This window comes from Enterobacter cloacae complex sp. P2B (assembly GCF_014895985.1).
Taxonomy (GTDB): Bacteria; Pseudomonadota; Gammaproteobacteria; order Enterobacterales; family Enterobacteriaceae; genus Enterobacter; species Enterobacter bugandensis.
In genome coordinates this window covers 1-16,431 of sequence record NZ_JADBQQ010000001.1, presented here as the reverse complement: position 1 = coordinate 16,431, position 16,431 = coordinate 1, and the positions used below count along the sequence as shown (strand labels likewise).

General features: G+C 56.6%; 16 protein-coding genes. 3 read left to right on the top strand and 13 right to left on the bottom strand.

Features of this window, described 5'->3' with window-relative positions; genetic code table 11:
- Window positions 1-4: 4 nt before the first annotated feature.
- The 11 genes from phnK to IM313_RS00030 all read right to left on the bottom strand — a co-directional run bounded on the left by phnK (window position 5) and on the right by IM313_RS00030 (window position 8,089).
- Entirely contained in the window at window positions 5-760 is a 756-nt protein-coding gene (gene phnK, locus IM313_RS00080; protein ID WP_045261067.1) for a phosphonate C-P lyase system protein PhnK, read from the bottom strand.
- Window positions 757-1,602, bottom strand: a complete 846-nt coding sequence (gene phnJ / locus IM313_RS00075) for an alpha-D-ribose 1-methylphosphonate 5-phosphate C-P-lyase PhnJ (protein ID WP_041911512.1) — start codon at window positions 1,600-1,602, stop codon at window positions 757-759. Before phnJ ends, phnK begins: the two co-directional genes overlap by 4 nt.
- The gene (locus IM313_RS00070; RefSeq protein ID WP_193034367.1) at window positions 1,595-2,659 is read right to left on the bottom strand and encodes a carbon-phosphorus lyase complex subunit PhnI; all 1,065 of its coding nucleotides are present in this window, start codon (window positions 2,657-2,659) and stop codon (window positions 1,595-1,597) included. Before IM313_RS00070 ends, phnJ begins: the two co-directional genes overlap by 8 nt.
- Complete coding sequence (gene phnH, locus IM313_RS00065; protein WP_028015210.1) at window positions 2,659-3,243, bottom strand: phosphonate C-P lyase system protein PhnH; 585 nt, start codon at window positions 3,241-3,243, stop codon at window positions 2,659-2,661. The genes IM313_RS00070 and phnH overlap by 1 nt, the downstream gene beginning before the upstream one ends.
- A complete protein-coding gene (gene phnG / locus IM313_RS00060; protein ID WP_028015211.1) occupies window positions 3,240-3,692 on the bottom strand; it encodes a phosphonate C-P lyase system protein PhnG in 453 nt (150 codons plus the stop codon). The genes phnH and phnG overlap by 4 nt, the downstream gene beginning before the upstream one ends.
- Complete coding sequence (gene phnF, locus IM313_RS00055) at window positions 3,693-4,418, bottom strand: phosphonate metabolism transcriptional regulator PhnF (protein ID WP_028015212.1); 726 nt, start codon at window positions 4,416-4,418, stop codon at window positions 3,693-3,695. It lies immediately after the preceding gene.
- Window positions 4,419-4,438: 20 nt separating this feature from the next.
- Window positions 4,439-5,218 carry a phosphonate ABC transporter, permease protein PhnE gene (gene phnE, locus IM313_RS00050; protein WP_028015213.1) on the bottom strand — a complete coding sequence of 260 codons (780 nt, stop codon included), beginning with the start codon at window positions 5,216-5,218 and terminating at the stop codon, window positions 4,439-4,441.
- 51 nt (window positions 5,219-5,269) lie between these two features.
- Window positions 5,270-6,286, bottom strand: a complete 1,017-nt coding sequence (phnD, locus tag IM313_RS00045; RefSeq protein ID WP_192972033.1) for a phosphonate ABC transporter substrate-binding protein — start codon at window positions 6,284-6,286, stop codon at window positions 5,270-5,272.
- Between the two features lie 23 nt (window positions 6,287-6,309).
- Window positions 6,310-7,098, bottom strand: a complete 789-nt coding sequence (phnC, locus tag IM313_RS00040) for a phosphonate ABC transporter ATP-binding protein (RefSeq protein ID WP_028015215.1) — start codon at window positions 7,096-7,098, stop codon at window positions 6,310-6,312.
- Between the two features lie 136 nt (window positions 7,099-7,234).
- Window positions 7,235-7,672, bottom strand: coding sequence for a VOC family metalloprotein YjdN (yjdN, locus tag IM313_RS00035; RefSeq protein ID WP_028015216.1), 438 nt, complete (start codon window positions 7,670-7,672; stop codon window positions 7,235-7,237).
- Between the two features lie 81 nt (window positions 7,673-7,753).
- Window positions 7,754-8,089 carry a zinc ribbon domain-containing protein YjdM gene (locus IM313_RS00030; protein WP_047366881.1) on the bottom strand — a complete coding sequence of 112 codons (336 nt, stop codon included), beginning with the start codon at window positions 8,087-8,089 and terminating at the stop codon, window positions 7,754-7,756.
- A 593-nt stretch (window positions 8,090-8,682) separates the two neighbouring features.
- Here IM313_RS00030 and crfC point away from each other — a divergent pair.
- Together crfC and IM313_RS00020 are read left to right on the top strand one after the other, a co-directional pair.
- Entirely contained in the window at window positions 8,683-11,037 is a 2,355-nt protein-coding gene (crfC, locus tag IM313_RS00025; protein ID WP_192972032.1) for a clamp-binding protein CrfC, read from the top strand.
- Window positions 11,034-11,909: a diguanylate cyclase regulator RdcB family protein gene (locus tag IM313_RS00020; protein WP_192972031.1), complete on the top strand. Its 876-nt coding sequence runs from the start codon at window positions 11,034-11,036 to the stop codon at window positions 11,907-11,909. Before crfC ends, IM313_RS00020 begins: the two co-directional genes overlap by 4 nt.
- Window positions 11,910-11,964: 55 nt before the next feature.
- On the opposite strand, the gene kdgT is transcribed toward IM313_RS00020, so the two are convergent.
- Window positions 11,965-12,957, bottom strand: a complete 993-nt coding sequence (kdgT, locus tag IM313_RS00015; protein WP_059357329.1) for a 2-keto-3-deoxygluconate transporter — start codon at window positions 12,955-12,957, stop codon at window positions 11,965-11,967.
- 649 nt (window positions 12,958-13,606) lie between these two features.
- Between kdgT and proP the strand changes: the two genes are divergently transcribed.
- On the top strand, window positions 13,607-15,109 hold the full coding sequence (gene proP / locus IM313_RS00010; RefSeq protein ID WP_028015221.1) for a glycine betaine/L-proline transporter ProP: 1,503 nt from the start codon (window positions 13,607-13,609) through the stop codon (window positions 15,107-15,109).
- A gap of 33 nt (window positions 15,110-15,142) precedes the next feature.
- On the opposite strand, the gene IM313_RS00005 is transcribed toward proP, so the two are convergent.
- On the bottom strand, window positions 15,143-16,096 hold the full coding sequence (locus IM313_RS00005) for a nickel/cobalt transporter (RefSeq protein ID WP_192972030.1): 954 nt from the start codon (window positions 16,094-16,096) through the stop codon (window positions 15,143-15,145).
- Window positions 16,097-16,431: the final 335 nt, after the last annotated feature.

Sequence of the window (16,431 nt, the reverse complement as noted above, 5' to 3'; positions counted from 1 at the left end):
CCTCTCAATTCTGTAATACCGACGACACCAGCAGCTGGGTGTACGGATGATGCGGGTCGTCGAGCACGCGGTCGGTCAGCCCACTTTCCACCACCTGACCCTGCTTCATCACCAGCAGGCGGTCCGCCAGCAGGCGCGCAACGCCCAGATCGTGGGTGACAATCACCACCGCCAGGTTCAGTTCCACCACCAGGCCGCGCAGCAGGTCGAGCAGGCGGGCCTGCACGGAGACGTCCAGCCCGCCGGTGGGTTCATCCATAAACACCAGCTTTGGATGGGTGACCAGATTGCGGGCAATTTGCAAACGCTGCTGCATACCGCCGGAAAAGGTGGTTGGCAGGTCGTCAATGCGCGAGGCGGGGATCTCCACCTCCTCCAGCCAGTGCTGTGCGGTGGCGCGGATGTTGCCGTAGTGGCGCGCGCCGGTGGCCATCAGCCGTTCGCCGATATTGCCTCCCGCCGACACCTGACGGCGCAGGCCGTCCATCGGGTGCTGATGCACCACGCCCCACTCGGTGCGCAGCAGGCGACGGCGCTCGGCCTCGCTTATGTCGTAGAGGGAGCGTCCCTGATACAGGATCTCGCCGTGTTGCGGCGTCAGACGCGCGGAGATGGACTTCAGCAGGGTGGTTTTGCCGGAGCCGGACTCGCCGACAATGCCCAGCACTTCGCCCGGCCACAGCTCGAACGACACGTCGCTGAAGCCTTTTCCCGGCGCATAAAGGTGGGTCAGGTTATTAACCGAAAGCAGCGGTTTCATTGGCCGTTCGCCTCGCTCTGTTGGCGGCAGTAATCGGTGTCGGAGCAGACAAACATTCGTTTGCCCGTGTCGTCCAGCACCACTTCATCCAGATAACTGTGCTTTGAACCGCAGATGGCGCACGGCTCGTCCCACTCCTGCACCGTAAACGGGTGATCGTCGAAATCCAGGCTTTCGACACGCGTATACGGCGGTACGGCGTAGATGCGTTTTTCACGTCCGGCACCAAAGAGCTGCAGGGCAGGCATCATGTCCATCTTCGGGTTATCGAATTTTGGGATCGGCGACGGGTCCATGACGTAGCGCCCGTTGACCTTCACCGGGTAGGCGTAGGTGGTGGCGATATGGCCGAAGCGGGCGATGTCTTCATACAGTTTGACCTGCATGATCCCGTACTCTTCCAGCGCGTGCATGGTGCGGGTCTCGGTTTCGCGCGGCTCGATAAAGCGCAGCGGCTCCGGGATCGGCACCTGGAAAATCAGAATCTGATCTTCCGTCAGCGGAGTCTCCGGAATTCGGTGGCGGGTCTGGATCAGCGTCGCGTCTTCGGTTTTTTCGGTGGTATTGACGCCCGTCACGCGCTTAAAGAAGTTGCGGATCGACACGGCGTTGGTGGTATCGTCCGCGCCCTGGTCGATAACCTTCAGCACGTCCGCTTCGCCAATCACGCTGGCGGTGATCTGAATGCCGCCTGTGCCCCAGCCGTACGGCATCGGCATTTCACGGCCACCAAACGGCACCTGATAGCCCGGAATAGCCACCGCTTTTAAAATGGCGCGGCGGATCATGCGTTTAGTTTGCTCATCCAGATAGGCAAAGTTGTAGCCGCTTAAGTTAGCCATTGGCGCGCTCCCGTTGCAGGCGTTTCAGCAGTTCCAGTTCGGCCTGGAAATCGACGTAGTGCGGCAGCTTGATGTGCGAGACAAAGCCTGCGGCCTCGACGTTGTCCGCGTGGGCCAGCACGAACTCTTCGTCCTGCGCCGGGCCGGCAATGTGCTCGCCGTAGTCCGGCGCCTGCAGGGCGCGGTCAACCAGCGCCATCGCCATCGCCTTGCGCTCGCCGAGGCCAAACACCAGCCCGTAGCCGCGGGTAAAATGCGGGTCTTCATTCTCTGGCGCGACGAAACCGTTGACCATTTCGCACTCGGTCATCAGCAGTTCGCCGACGTTCACCGCAAAACCCAGCTCTTCCGGCACGATTTCGACGTCGAGATAGCCGCTGCGGATCTCTGCCGCGAACGGGTGGTTGCGCCCGTAGCCGCGCTGTGTGGAGTAGGCCAGCGCCAGCAGATACCCTTCGTCGCCGCGCATCAGCTGTTGCAGGCGGGACGAGCGTGAGCACGGGTAGACCGGCGGCGTGCGGGTGACGTCGTCCGGCGTGGCGCCAGTGTCTTCTTCCGCTTTCGCCAGCCCCTGGTTTGCCAGCAGGCTGAAGACGTGCGGAGACGGTTCCTGTTCGACGTCTGAAGTGCTGAGCGTTGGGGCTTCGCCGTTCGCCAGCAGCGTGAAGTCCAGTAGACGATGGGTGTAGTCGTAAGTCGGGCCAAGCAGCTGGCCGCCGGGAATGTCTTTATAAACGGCAGAGATTCGGCGCTCCAGGCGCATTTCCGCCGTGTTCACCGGCTCGCTGACTGCCAGACGGGGAACGGTGGTGCGCCAGGCGCGCAGCAGGAAGATGGCTTCCACGTTATCGCCGCTGGCCTGCTTGAGCGCCAGCGCTGCAAGCTCGCGGTCAGCAACGCCGCCCTCGGTCATCACGCGGTCAACCGTGAGGTTAAGCTGTTGCTCAATTTGGGCGACGCTCAGCTCGGGAAGCTGTTCATCGCCCCGGCGTCTGTGCTCCTGTAAGGCATGAGCGGCGGCGATCGCCTTTTCGCCTCCTTTGACGGCTACGTACATCAGCACACCTCCACGTGGGTAGTCCGCGGGATTGCCAGCAGGCGCTCCCCGCAGGTCAGGATCAGGTCAATGCCGAGCGGGAACGGGTGCGGGCGCTCGGTCAGCTCATGGATGATGCACTCCGGTAGCTGGGGCGCGACCATCCGCTCGTCGGCGATGCCTGCGCCCGTCAGGCGAAGCATGCGGCCACCGCTCAGGCTGGAGACCTGCAAAATCAGCGTGGCGCTGGTTTCCGGTGCGACGGCGCTGCCTTCGCTCAGGGCGTTAAGCTGTTCATGGCTGATCTGTTCGTCGGCCACGGCAAAGACCGCCTGCTGGGGCTGCTCGACCAGCGGCGCGCTGGTGTGAAAGCGCAGGTTCTGGCTGGCGATATCGTTCAGCAATGCGCCTGACAGCCATACCGGGGTGTCGTTGTCCGCCAGCGTCAGCAGCACGCTGGTGGAGGCGAGGTTCAGCGGCAGCCAGCCCTGCGAGAGCTGGTGCAGGGAGACGATCACGCCGGGCTCGCTCATGGCCTTCAGCAGGCGACGGAAACTCTGTTGGGCATCCTGGACGGCCAGGGTAAAAGCAGGTTGAAGCGTCATGCGTTGTCTCCGCGAACGAGCGTAAAGAAGTCGACCCGGCTGGTGTTCACTTCGGCCTGACGCGCGGCAAGGCGTGCGGCGCGGTCGGCTTCCAGCGGGGCAATAAGGGTTTCCATTAACGTCTGGAAATGCGGGTGTTCCTGTAAAAGCGCGTCGATCACCGCGCAGCGCTCGGCGTGCGTTTTGTCTCGCCCAAGTACGTAGCTATAACCCAGCGTGCCGCTGTTAAGGCGGATAGCCGCGCGGGTGAGGGTGGCATCGCCGGCGAAGAAGCGCTCGCCGGTGCCGCCCATGCGTGCCTGGATCTGCACCAGGCCGATCTCCGGCGCGCGGATCGTGTCGTAGTCCGGCGTCAGGCCGAGTGCGTTCATGCGGGCGGCCAGCGCAGCAGGCTGGCTATGGGCCAGCACGCGCATCCAGCGCTGTCGGGTGGAGGTGTCGAAGTGCATTCAGTGCTCCATGGTGAATTCAATCATGTCGGCGCGGGTCAGGCTGACGGAGTATTCCGTCGCGTTGATCTCGCCGTCACGGTGGTTGAGGGTGCGCACGCAGAGCAGCGGGGCCATATTGGGGATCTCCAGCACCTTGCTCTCTTTCGCCTGCGCGCGGCGGGCGCTGATGCGCGTCTGGGTGCGTTTGAGCGCGATACCCGTCGCGTCCTGAAGGAAATCATGCAGGGAACCGCTGGCGAAATGTTGCAGCACGGGCCAGAGGGTGAGGTCCGCGAAGTAGTGGTCGATCTGGCAGACCGCCACGCCGTTGACCCGGCGCAACGTACGCAGGTGTACGACGTTGTCACCCTCCTGAATCCCGAGCGCATCCGCCACGTGATGGGAGGCCGGGCGCAGAACCGAGAGCAGCTTTTCGCTGGTTGGATGGCTACCCTGATCCAGCAGATTCTGGCTAAAACGCGCCTGGGCGTTGAGCGGGTAGTCAAACGGGCGCATCAGCACCAGCACGCCGACGCCCTGACGGCGCTGCACCCAGCCGCGCTCCACCAGCTGGTCAATGGCGCGGCGCAGGGTGTGGCGGTTCACTTCGTAGCGGTCGGCAAGCTGCTGCTCGGCGGGCAGGTAGTCACCGCAGCGGTAATGCGTGCGCAGCTCCACTTCGAGCCTGGCCGCAATTTCTTGCCAGCGGGTAGGGTAACTGGTCGGATGTCTGGATAAGTGCATACCAATCAAAGCCTCGCTAATCAGATGAAGTGCTTACGCAAGCGTTGAGAGAGGAAGTCCAGCAGGCTGACGGTGACGATGATGAGCACCATCAGGGCGCAGGTTTGCTGGAACTGGAAACCGCGAATCGCTTCCCACAGGGTGACGCCAATCCCGCCTGCGCCCACCATACCGACTACGGTGGCGGAGCGAACGTTGGACTCGAAGCGGTACAGGGAGTAGGAGATCAGCAGCGGCATCACCTGCGGCAGGACGCCGTAGAGGATCTCTTCGATTTTGTTGGCGCCCGTTGCGCGGATGCCTTCCACCGGGCCGGGCTCGATGGCTTCGACCGCTTCCGAGAGCAGCTTGGAGAGCACGCCGGTGGTGTGGATGAACAGCGCCATCACGCCGGCGAACGGACCCAGGCCAACGGCGACCACGAACAGCATCGCAAAGACCATTTCGTTGATGGCACGACAGGCGTCCATCAGGCGACGCATCGGCTGGTATACCCACCACGGCACGATGTTTTCGGCGCTCATCAGGCCGAACGGAATGGAGAGAACGACGGCGAGGGCGGTGCCCCAGACGGCGATTTGCAGGGTGATCGCCATTTCGCTGAGGTAGTCCTGCCACTGGCTGAAATCCGGCGGGAAGAAGTCGGCGGCGAAGGTCGCCATGTTGCCGGAATCTTTGAAGAGCAGCAGCGGATCCATCTCCGCGCCCTTCCAGGAGATAACGAGTACCGCCAGCAGGATGGCCCAGCTTATGAGCGAGAACCAGCTGCGCTTCGGCGGCGGGAGAGTAATGGTTTGCATGTTGGCTCCTTAATCTGTTCTCCCTCTCCCCTAAGGGAGAGGGGACTTGTGTTACTGCACCGCTTTATTCACGCTCGTCATCGCACCCAGCGCGGCGGTCAGGCGGTCGAGGTCTTCCAGCTGGGCCTGGATTTCAGAGACTTTGCTGGTCTTCTCCTCTTCCTTCAGCCCTTTGTTGTCCTTCACGACCTGCATCTGCTTAAACAGCGCCAGCTGGCGAATCGGGACCAGCTGCAGATCGCTGGACGCGCGGAACGGTGCCCAGCCCAGACGTTCCAGAACCGCTTTCTCTTCCGGCGTTTTGCCGTAGTTCATAAAGAAGTCGTAGACCTTGTCCTTGGTGCTTTCGGAGAGATTTTTGCGCCAGACGATCGGATCGCCGGGGATCAGCGGGGATTTCCAGATGACCTTCAGCGCTTTCAGCTTGTCAGGCGCGGAGGTTTTCAGCTTGTCGAGGTTTTCGGTGTTGTTGGTGGCAACGTCCACCTGCTTGTTCGCCACGGCCAGCGCGTTGGTTTCGTGGCTGGCGTTTACGGTGCGCTTAAAGTCGCTGGCGGAGATGTTGTTTTTCGCGAAGACGTAGTAGCCAGGGACGAGGAAGCCGGAGGTGGAGTTCGGATCGCCGTTGCCAAAGGTCAGATCTTTGCGTTTGGCGATCATGTCGTTGAGGTTGTTGATCGGGCTGTCTTTGTTGACGATCAGCACGCTCCAGTATCCTGGAGAACCATCTGCCGCAACGGTCTGGGCAAAGACCTGACCGTTGGCGCGGTCCACCGCTTCCATGGCTGAAAGGTTGCCGTACCAGGCGATGTCCACTTTGTTAAAGCGCATCCCCTGGATGATGCCCGCGTAGTCCGGGGCGAAGAAGGCGTTCACTTTGATCCCCAGTTTGGTTTCCATATCTTTCAGGAACGGTTCCCACTGCGGCTTCAGGTTTTGCTGTGATTCCGTTGAAATGATGCCAAAGTTCAACGCTTTTTCCTGCTCTTCGGCGTACGCCGGGCTTAACAGGGTGCTGATGCTGAACATGCTGGTGAAGGCCAGCGCGGCAACGGCTTTGTAGTTCATTTCCATTCCTCGTTATCGGGGCGTTAAGCAGCCTGCGCGCGTTCTTCGACGCGGTTTACGCTGCGGTAGAGATGGTCAAAACGTTCGTTATCAAACTGGTGGCTGGCGCCATCGAAGAACACGTGGCCCTGACGCAGGGCGACGATGCGCTCGCAGTAGCGCAAGGCGTAATCCACCTGATGCAGCGTCACCACCACGGTGATGCCGTCGTTCTGGTTGATGTCGCGCAGGGTTTCCATCACGATGCGGGCCGACTCCGGATCCAACGAGGCGATGGGCTCATCGGCCAGAATGATTTTGGCTTTCTGCATCAGGGCGCGGGCGATAGCGACGCGCTGCTGCTGCCCGCCGGACAGCGTGGACACGCGCTGGTGGGCGAAGTGCGCCATGCCGACGCGGGTCAGCGCCTGTAAGGCTTCCTGCTTCTGTGATGGGGAGAACCAGCGCAGGCAGGTGCGCCAGAACGGGGTGCTGCCGAGCGCGCCAATCAGCACGTTCTCCAGCACCGTCAGGCGGTTCACCAGGTTGAACTGCTGAAAGATGTAGCCCGTCCGGGCGCGGCTTTTGCGAATATCGCTCGCCAGACGGCCCGCATGCTGCACGGTGTTACCCAGCAGCTCGACGCGGCTTTCCGGCGCTTTATCGCAGGTAATAAGGCCACTTAAGTGACGCAGAAGGGTGGATTTTCCTGAACCGGACGGCCCCAGCAGCGCCACCATTTCGCCCTGCTGGACGGTCAGATCAACGGCATGCAGCGCCTTGTTGTGATTGAAGGTCTTGCTCAGTTTCTCGACGCGGATGACAGTGTGCATGTGCTGGGCCTCACGATAAATGTGGCCTCATGCTGGCGCATCAATATGACATTTGGGTTAAGTGCAGGTTGCGGGAGTTTGAAGAGTTGAGGGGAGTTTGATGACAGGCGGAGGCAGACCGCCTACCGCCCGAAAATTAGTGCTGCTGCTTAACGACGTTAATCATCCACGGCACGCCGTACTTGTCGGTGACCTTACCAAAGCCGTGCGCCCAGAAGGTTTCCTGCCAGGCCATGTCGATATTCCCGCCATCGGCAAGGTTGTCGAACCAGCGCTTGCCTTCTGACACATCCTGCGTGTCGAGCACCAGCGTGAAGCCCGCGTACTGTGCGCTGCTGCCCGGCGGCAGCCCGTCGCTCATCATGATATCGCTGCCCGCAATGCGAACGTTGGAGTGAGCGATAGCCGAATCCGGAAACTGCATGCCGGACGGACAGCCTTCTTCGCTGTTATCGCTTTTTGGCATTTCGCCGAAGGTGATTTTATAGAGGAGTTCTGCGCCGACGGCTTGCTGATAGAAGGCGGTAGCCTCTGCACAGTTGCCGGCAAAAGAGATGTAGGGACTTAACGGCATAATCTTTACCTCACGTAAGAAAAGCCCGTTAAGTGTAGTTCCCGAAAGCCCGGTAAGCGAAGCGCTACCGGGCGGGTTAAATCAGTTCTTTTTCACGAACTCAGATTTCAGTTTCATCGGACCGAAGCCGTCAATTTTGCAATCGATATTATGATCGCCTTCCACCAGACGGATATTCTTCACTTTGGTGCCGATCTTCAGCATGGAAGAGCTGCCTTTCACCTTAAGATCTTTCACCACGGTGACGCTGTCGCCATCCGCCAGCAGATTACCGTTGGCATCTTTGACGATCAGTGCATCAGCGTCCTGCGCTGGCTCGGCATCATTCCATTCGTGTGCACATTCCGGGCAGATGAACATGCCATTATCTTCGTATGTGTATTCAGAATTGCATTTTGGGCAGTGTGGGAGTTGCATGTCGGTATCCTCAAAAGTGTTAACGCGCTGGAAAGTGCCAGCTAAATGACGGCAGAGTGCCGAAAAAGGCGGCAAGTATAACGCAAATCCACACTTTTGTCGGTGCTATTGTGAATTTAAAAAACGCAGAAAATGTGTTGCGAGTGACACTTACTGTCAGTCAGCTAAGCGATGCTAACGTCATTAACACGGTGGAAAGAGAAGTCGCTAAATATATCGAATATTTTATTGCGGCAAATTGCTACGCACCTTCATTTCGGATAAGGTGAAGCAACGCATTGTTATTTATCTTCGAACTTTACTGCCATGCATTTCTTATGTTGGCGGCCTATCCCTCTCTTTTTAGGTGGGTAAATAATGATGATATATCCTGAAGCTTCTTAAAATGGGCCAGGCTTTTTATCTTTTGGCTTTCAGGCCTTGAGGAGAGCTTTACACGCCATGCAGGGATAGCCATTTATTTCTGATTATCTTCAATTGGTTATATTTTGGTGAACATGTTTTCCACACGTGATCATATAAGCCTGAACATCATAATTAATACAAGTGGCTTAATAAAAGTAATAAATTTGCGTTAAGGAAAGGCTTTTATCATGCACACACAGACCATTTTTGAATTAAGTCAGGAAGCTGAGCGTTTGTTACAGCTTGCCCTGCAAAATCTCGATACCCTGAAATCAATGCCGACAGCGAAGCTGGAGAGCACGACGGCTGCTATTACAGGTGAAAAGAACAACGTGCTGCCTTTGCATTTTAGTGCGCGCGGCGTCGAAGCGCAGCAGGCAACGCTGAATAATGAATTACGCAAAATAACACGTCTGGAAATGGTTCTGGCTATCGTTGGCACGATGAAAGCGGGGAAATCGACCACCATTAATGCCATTGTGGGTACCGAAGTGTTGCCGAACCGCAACCGCCCAATGACGGCGCTGCCTACGCTGATACGTCATACGCCAGGCCAGAAAGAGCCGGTGCTCCACTTCTCACATGTCTCTCCTATTGATGATTTGATTCACCTGCTGCAGAAAAAGCTTGGCGATTACGATCGCGGCAAGCTGGCTCTGCAACTGGAAATTGATAAGGACATGAATACGCTGCTGGAGCGTATTGAGAAAGGCGAGGCCTTTGAAAAGCATCATCTCGGGGCGCAGCCAATATTTCATTGCTTGAAAAGTCTTAATGATCTGGTAAGGCTCTCCCAGGCGCTGGGCGTGGCGTTTCCGTTCTCTGAATACGCGGCCATCGAACATATTCCGGTGATTGAAGTGGAGTTCGTGCATCTTGCGGGTCTTGATGCCCACCTCGGGCAACTGACGCTGCTCGATACTCCCGGCCCCAATGAGGCCGGACAACCGCATCTGCAAAAAATGCTTAGCGAACAGCTAGCCCGCGCGTCGGCGGTGCTGGCGGTGATGGATTATACCCAGCTTAAATCTATTTCTGATGAAGAGGTCCGTCAGGCTATTTCGGTTGCGGGGAAATCAGTGCCTCTGTATGCGCTGGTGAATAAATTCGACCAGAAGGATCGCAATAGCGACGATGAAGAGCAGGTCAGGGCGATGATCTCCGGTACCTTAATGAAAGGCACTATTTCGCCTGGCCAGATCTACCCTGTTTCCTCTATGTGGGCGTATCTGGCAAACCGCGCCCGCAACGAGATGAATGCCCGTGGACGCCTGCCGGAGCATCAGGAGCAGCCCTGGGTGCAGGATTTTGCCGAAGCCGCACTCGGACGCCGCTGGCGTTCGGCGGACCTGGACGATATAAACCATATCCGTCACGCAGCCGATTTGCTCTGGGAAGATTCGCTGTTTGAACAGCCGATACGCAAACTGATTTACGCCGCCTATGCCAATGCCTCGCTATTCGCGCTGCGCTCGGCCTCGCATAAGCTGCTCAACTACGCGCAAAATGCCCGGGAGTATCTCGACTTCCGCTATCAGGGGCTGACAGTGGCCTTTGAGGGGCTGGAACTGAACATCGCGCGTCTTGAAGAGGATATGGCGCTGCTGCAGACGCGCCAGAGCGCGGTGAGCGATGAGGTGAAACATGAAGTTGACCAGGCGCTGAACGCGACCGCGGACTTTATGGAGGCCGAAAAATCGGCGCTTCACCAGGCCGTGGGCCATGTGTTCAGCCCTCAAAATATTCTTGATTTGGCAGGTATTGAGCGGCTGAATCGCCGCAGTGAAAAACAGCAAGAGCGGGAACCGCTGGTTCTGGATGATGAAGGTCAGGCGCAGATCGTCCTGAGTAAAATTCGCTCCTCCTGTGAACTCATCATGCTGGATGCGCAGGCAAAAATCGCCCGGGAGCTGGCGTTACGCTTCGATCAGCTGGAATCTACGCTGGCGCGCTCGCTGAATGACGCTATCCGCCCCATTGAAACGCGTATAAAAGAGCATCTGAGCCATGCCGGCTTCCGGGCGCGGATCAGCTTCCCGGCCTTTCAGGCAAACCAGCTTGACTTCAATACGCGGGCACTGTTTAACGATGCCATTGCACAGGATAACCGCCCGGCAGGTCAACTTTCCGCCGGGAGCAGTATGCGTGAAACCGTTTCGCGTTGGCTCAATAATCCGGGCTGGGGCTGGGATGAGTATGTGGTCACGCGCACGCACTATGTTATCGACATTGCGCAACTGCATGACAAATTTAAGCAACATATTGATCAGTTTTGTGAACAAATACGTAAAGCTTTGTCCGCGCAGGTCGATGTCTCTGTTACGGCCGGAATGGCGACGTTCTTTGCAGAATTTTCGTTATGCCTGACCGGGTTACAGGAAAGCTTGCGTGATAGCCTCGCAGTGCGTCAACAAAATGAGCATTCAACCCGAGCGCTCAGCCAGCTGTTGAAGCAAAGCATTACGACTGCGACGTGGATTCAGGAAGATACCCGACTGTTACGCGATGACATTCAAACTCTATTCGCAGCAGAGCAACCATGACAACACAGCTACTGGACGGTCCCGGGCGGACGCTGGAGTGTATTCATCCCAGGTTTATGGTCGATCTTGTGCAGGGCGTGGACGCGGCGCGCCATCCCCATCTGGGGCCGCAGCAGCTGCAGTTTCGTGAACGTTTGACTCAGGAGATCATGACGCATACCCGGCTACGGCCCTGGGCGATGGCGGGAATGCTTAACGAGAACGCGGCCCTGCGCCTGGGGCTGGCGGAAAAACTCGCCGGCATGTTGGATCCGGGCCATCTTGCGCTGACGCTGATGGCCGATAAACTGACTGCACTGTGCCAGCAGGCTCACCTGCGCGCTCAGCCATCTCCCGGCCTGCTTGAACAGTATGCGGAGCTCTCCTCTCATTTTACCCAACGTGCCGCCTATAAAGAAAAGGCGCTGACCCAGCGTGGACTGACGGTACAGGCGGGCGAGCATAGTGAACAAATTTTCACCCGCTGGCGAGCCGGTCACTATGATGGCTGGTCTTTGGCCGGGCGCTGCTTCATTGTTCTGGAAGAGCTGCGCTGGGGAGCATTTGGCGATGCCTGCCGTCTGGCGAACAACGATGTGTCGGCCATGCTCAAGGATAATTTACGCAGCATGGCCGCCAACTACCTCGCACAGGGCATCAATGCGTCTCCCACAACGCGCCATTTCTATCATCAATGGCTGACCACACCCGCTTCGGCGGGTTTAATCGATCACAAAGACATGCTGGGCTGGCTGGGCGACTGGTGTCAGGCGGATATACACCCGGTGAGTTGGTCAGTGACGCAAAACTGGCAGACCGTCGCGCTGGGTATGCCGAGGCTGTGTTCGGCAAAACGGCTGGTGGATGAGATGGTGGAAGAGATTTTTGGTTGAACCCCTCATCCTGACCCTCTCCCCCCAGGGGAGAGAGGATGGCTGGCGCGGTGCGTTAGTGATTCATTTCTAACGGTTTCGGTTCAGGCGGGATCTCTTGCACATTTCCGTAGCGTTTCGCGTATAGCGCCGTGATGATGGGCACCAGGATTGCGGTGACAATCACGCTGGCGGCAACCAGTGCCGTCGCGGACGCGGCCACCGGTTCGAAGGCCGGGTTAATCTGGGCGATAATCACCGGGTTTGCAACGGCAGCGCCTGCGGCTGAAGAGGCGGCGACGCCCGCCGTGCCGTTTCCTCCCCCGATTACGCGGTCAGCAATGATCAGCGGAATACCGGTGATGATGATAACCGCGATACCCAGCACAATCCCCAGCAGTCCCGTATCCAGAATCACGTTCAGGTTGATGGTGTTACCCAGCGCAAAGCCAAAGAACGGGATCAGCACCGGCGTGGCTTTGCTGAAGAAATCACGCAGATCGTGATCCAGATTGCCCAGCGCGAAGCCGATCAGGAATGGCAGGATCGCGCCGACAAAATGATGGGGCTCAAAAGAAGCCAGGCCAGCGGATCCCAGGATCAACATCGTCATGAGCGGGCCGGACTCCAGAGACATCAAAACAAACGCGCCGGACTCCTCTTTCGTTCCGTACTGGTTCATCAGGCTGGCATACAGCCCGCCGTTGGTCATGTCCATCGCCGAGACAATCGCCAGGACGGATAACCCGGCGAAGAAACCGGTCTGAATTCCATTTTCAGGAATGAACATCGCGCATATCATTGCGACCACCCAGGCAACCGCTATTTTGGTTATCACCAGCGTTCCGGATTTGCGTAATACGGTACCGGTTGCCCGCAAATTAATGGATGCGCCGATACAAAAGAACCAGACCGCCAGGATGGGAACGGTACCCGTAATCATCCCCTTTGTGAAACCACCAAAATAAGCCCCGGTTTCAGGTGCTAATGTATTCAGAATAGCACCGAGTACCAGCGGCACCAGCATCATACCACCCGGTATGCGTTCTATCGTGGCTTTAATCTTCATCTCTAACCCTCACAATTTCGCCTCTCATGGTGAGCGGCAGGTGCGAATAAAAAAATCAATAAATTCAATTTGATGAAGGGTGCTCTTGATGATTGGTTTGTGATAACCCTGCACCGAAATTCAGTCAGCGCTCTCGTTTCCTGTCGTAAGAAAACATGCGTCGCTATGTTTCAGGAATTATCATGCGATCGATGGAATATTGATTCAATGAAAATAAAACGGTGTTTTAGTTATCTTCATCACATATTGAATGTAAACTTTAAGACCCGTTGTGAGAGCTGAAAATTTATGTAAATCTCTTGTAAAAAATATGGTTTTTTATTCTGTTGGGAAAAGAAAAAGGATGAGGGCGTAAATGGAGGCTCTGGAAGGTTGAGAAAGTACTTATTTGCGGTAGTTGACAAAAACTGTCTTCACCTGACGCAGTATAAATATATGTGTGAAGTTGATCACAAATATAAACGCTGGTAGGGTAAAAAGGTCATTAACTGCCCAGACAGGCGTCAACAGGTTCGGTTGTATCGACGGTAAACGTCAATGTAAGTAAACCTGCTACGCTTGAAGATGGAGGTTCGCACGGAGCGGATCTCGGGTTCACAGAGTGCGAGTTGGCTGTGGAACGGACAGGGCTAAGTCTACGAGGAAAGCTATGCTAAGAAGGAAAAAGGTTAAACCCATTACGCTTCGCGACGTCACCATTATTGATGACGCTAAACTGCGTAAAGCGATCACCGCCGCCTCGCTCGGTAATGCGATGGAATGGTTCGATTTCGGTGTCTACGGCTTTGTTGCCTATGCATTAGGTAAAGTGTTCTTCCCCGGTGCTGACCCAAGCCTGCAGATGATTGCCGCGCTGGGTACATTCTCCGTTCCTTTCCTGATCCGCCCGCTGGGTGGTCTGTTCTTCGGTATGCTCGGTGACAAATACGGTCGCCAGAAAATACTCGCTATCACCATTGTCATTATGTCGATCAGTACGTTCTGTATCGGCCTAATACCGTCCTATGCCACGATCGGTATCTGGGCACCTATTCTGCTGTTGCTCTGTAAGATGGCGCAGGGCTTCTCCGTCGGGGGTGAGTATACCGGGGCGTCGATCTTCGTCGCGGAGTATTCCCCTGACCGTAAGCGCGGCTTCATGGGCAGCTGGCTGGACTTCGGTTCGATTGCCGGGTTTGTGATGGGTGCGGGCGTCGTGGTTCTGATTTCAACCGTGGTCGGTGAGGAGAACTTCCTCGACTGGGGCTGGCGTATCCCGTTCTTTATCGCGCTCCCACTGGGTATCATCGGTCTTTACCTGCGACATGCGCTGGAAGAGACACCTGCGTTCCAGCAGCACGTTGATAAACTGGAGCAGGGCGACCGCGAAGGGCTGCAGGACGGCCCGAAAGTGTCCTTTAAAGAGATCGCGACAAAGCACTGGCGCAGCCTGCTGACCTGTATTGGTCTGGTGATTTCCACCAACGTCACTTACTACATGCTGCTGACCTACATGCCGAGCTATCTGTCGCATAACCTGCACTACTCGGAAGATCACGGCGTACTGATTATTATCGCCATCATGGTGGGTATGCTGTTTGTACAGCCGATTATGGGTCTGCTGAGCGACCGCTTTGGCCGTCGACCGTTTATCATCCTGGGTAGCGTAGCGCTGTTCGCGCTGGCGATCCCGGCGTTTATTCTGATCAACAGTAACGTGCTGGGTCTGATTTTCGCGGGTCTGCTGATGCTGGCGGTGATCCTGAACTGCTTTATCGGGGTGATGGCATCCACATTACCTGCGATGTTCCCGACGCACATTCGTTATAGTGCGCTGGCGGCGGCGTTCAACATCTCCGTTCTGATTGCCGGCCTGACGCCTACGCTTGCCGCCTCTCTGGTGGAAAGCACGCAGAACCTGATGATGCCAGCCTACTACCTGATGGTTATTGCGGTAGTCGGCCTGGCGACCGGCCTGACCATGAAGGAGACGGCGAACCGTCCTCTGAAAGGGGCGACGCCTGCGGCATCTGATATTCAGGAAGCGAAAGAAATCCTGCGCGAGCACTACGATAACGTTGAGCAGAAAATTGAGGATATCGACGCAGAGATTGAAGAGCTGCAGAAGAAACGCTCCCGTCTTGTTGATCAACATCCCCGCATTAACGAGTAATAAAGAAACCCGCCAACGGCGGGTTTTCTTTTATTAGCATCCGGCGGCGATGTAGTCGCCGTTGGCGCTAATGGGGATGACGGTCAGGAACAGGACGGTCGCGAACAGGATCAGGATGATACCTCCGGCAATTTTAACTGCCGGCACCAGCCATCTGAACGCGCTATCTCCCCCGAACCATGCCACCGTGCGTTCACGGGCATAACGAACCGCCAGTGATAGCCCCATAATAGAGAGTGCCGTTCCTAAAGACATGGTCATAACGGCCGCCATTCCCCAGGTGACAATGCCCAGCGCGTTCGAAAACATCAGAATCATGATCGCACCGCTGCACGGACGTGCGCCAATCGCCAGAATGACGCCCAGACGCGTTTTCCAGTCACCTTGTGTCAGATCTGCGCCCACGCCGTGATGACCACAGCCACAGTGTTCATCGTGCTGATGAAGGGGAGTGATCGCTGAGATCCTCATTCTTTGAGGCCGCAGGCTTTTCAGCGCCTGGTAAATGATGAAAGCACCAAACGCGCCAATCAGCACGGCGCTTATCTTCTCGACATACCAGCGGCTGGTGCTGATATCTCCTGACGCGAGGTTAAATCCTACTGCCAGAATAAAGACAAACAGAATGGCGCTGACGCCCTGCATCAGGCTGCCAAGAGAGGGAACGGTGCGTGCGGCCAGTTCGCTCTCCTTATTTGTGCTCAGGTAGGTTGTCACGATGAACTTCCCGTGCCCCGGCCCGATGGCGTGAAGTACGCCATAAAAGAAAGCGCCTGTTAAGAGCCATAATCCACCGCTGTACTGGTTGTTATTCAGCTGTAGTAGATACATCACCAGATAACGGTGCAGCGTAATCTGCGTGGCAAGGCACCACTGGATAAAGGCGTTCCAGTGCGTATGCAGCGTAAAAGCGGCGAAGATGATGGTCAGCAGCATCAATCCGGCCGTAGGGAGGCGCCAGTCGCGAGGCAGGCGTTGTGTATTCATCAGGGGGAGCTCTGCGGAGAAGAATATTTGCCGCTAGTATAGTTGATCTTCTCTTTCAGTTCGCAGGATCGCATCAGGATCTTGCTGTAATTGTGGATAAGTCTGTGCGTAAAAGGGTATAAATCGGGGTTTTGCTGGGGAATGCAGCAGTCAGTCATTTTTTTGCAACTTTTCTGTTGCGGGCTGCGGATAACTCCCTATAATGCGCCTCCATCGACACGGCGGATGTGAATCACTTCACAGTTAACCCGGTCGGTTGAAGAGAAAAAATCCTGAAATAACGGGTTGACTCTGAAAGAGGAAAGCGTAATATACGCCACCTCGCAACGGTGAGC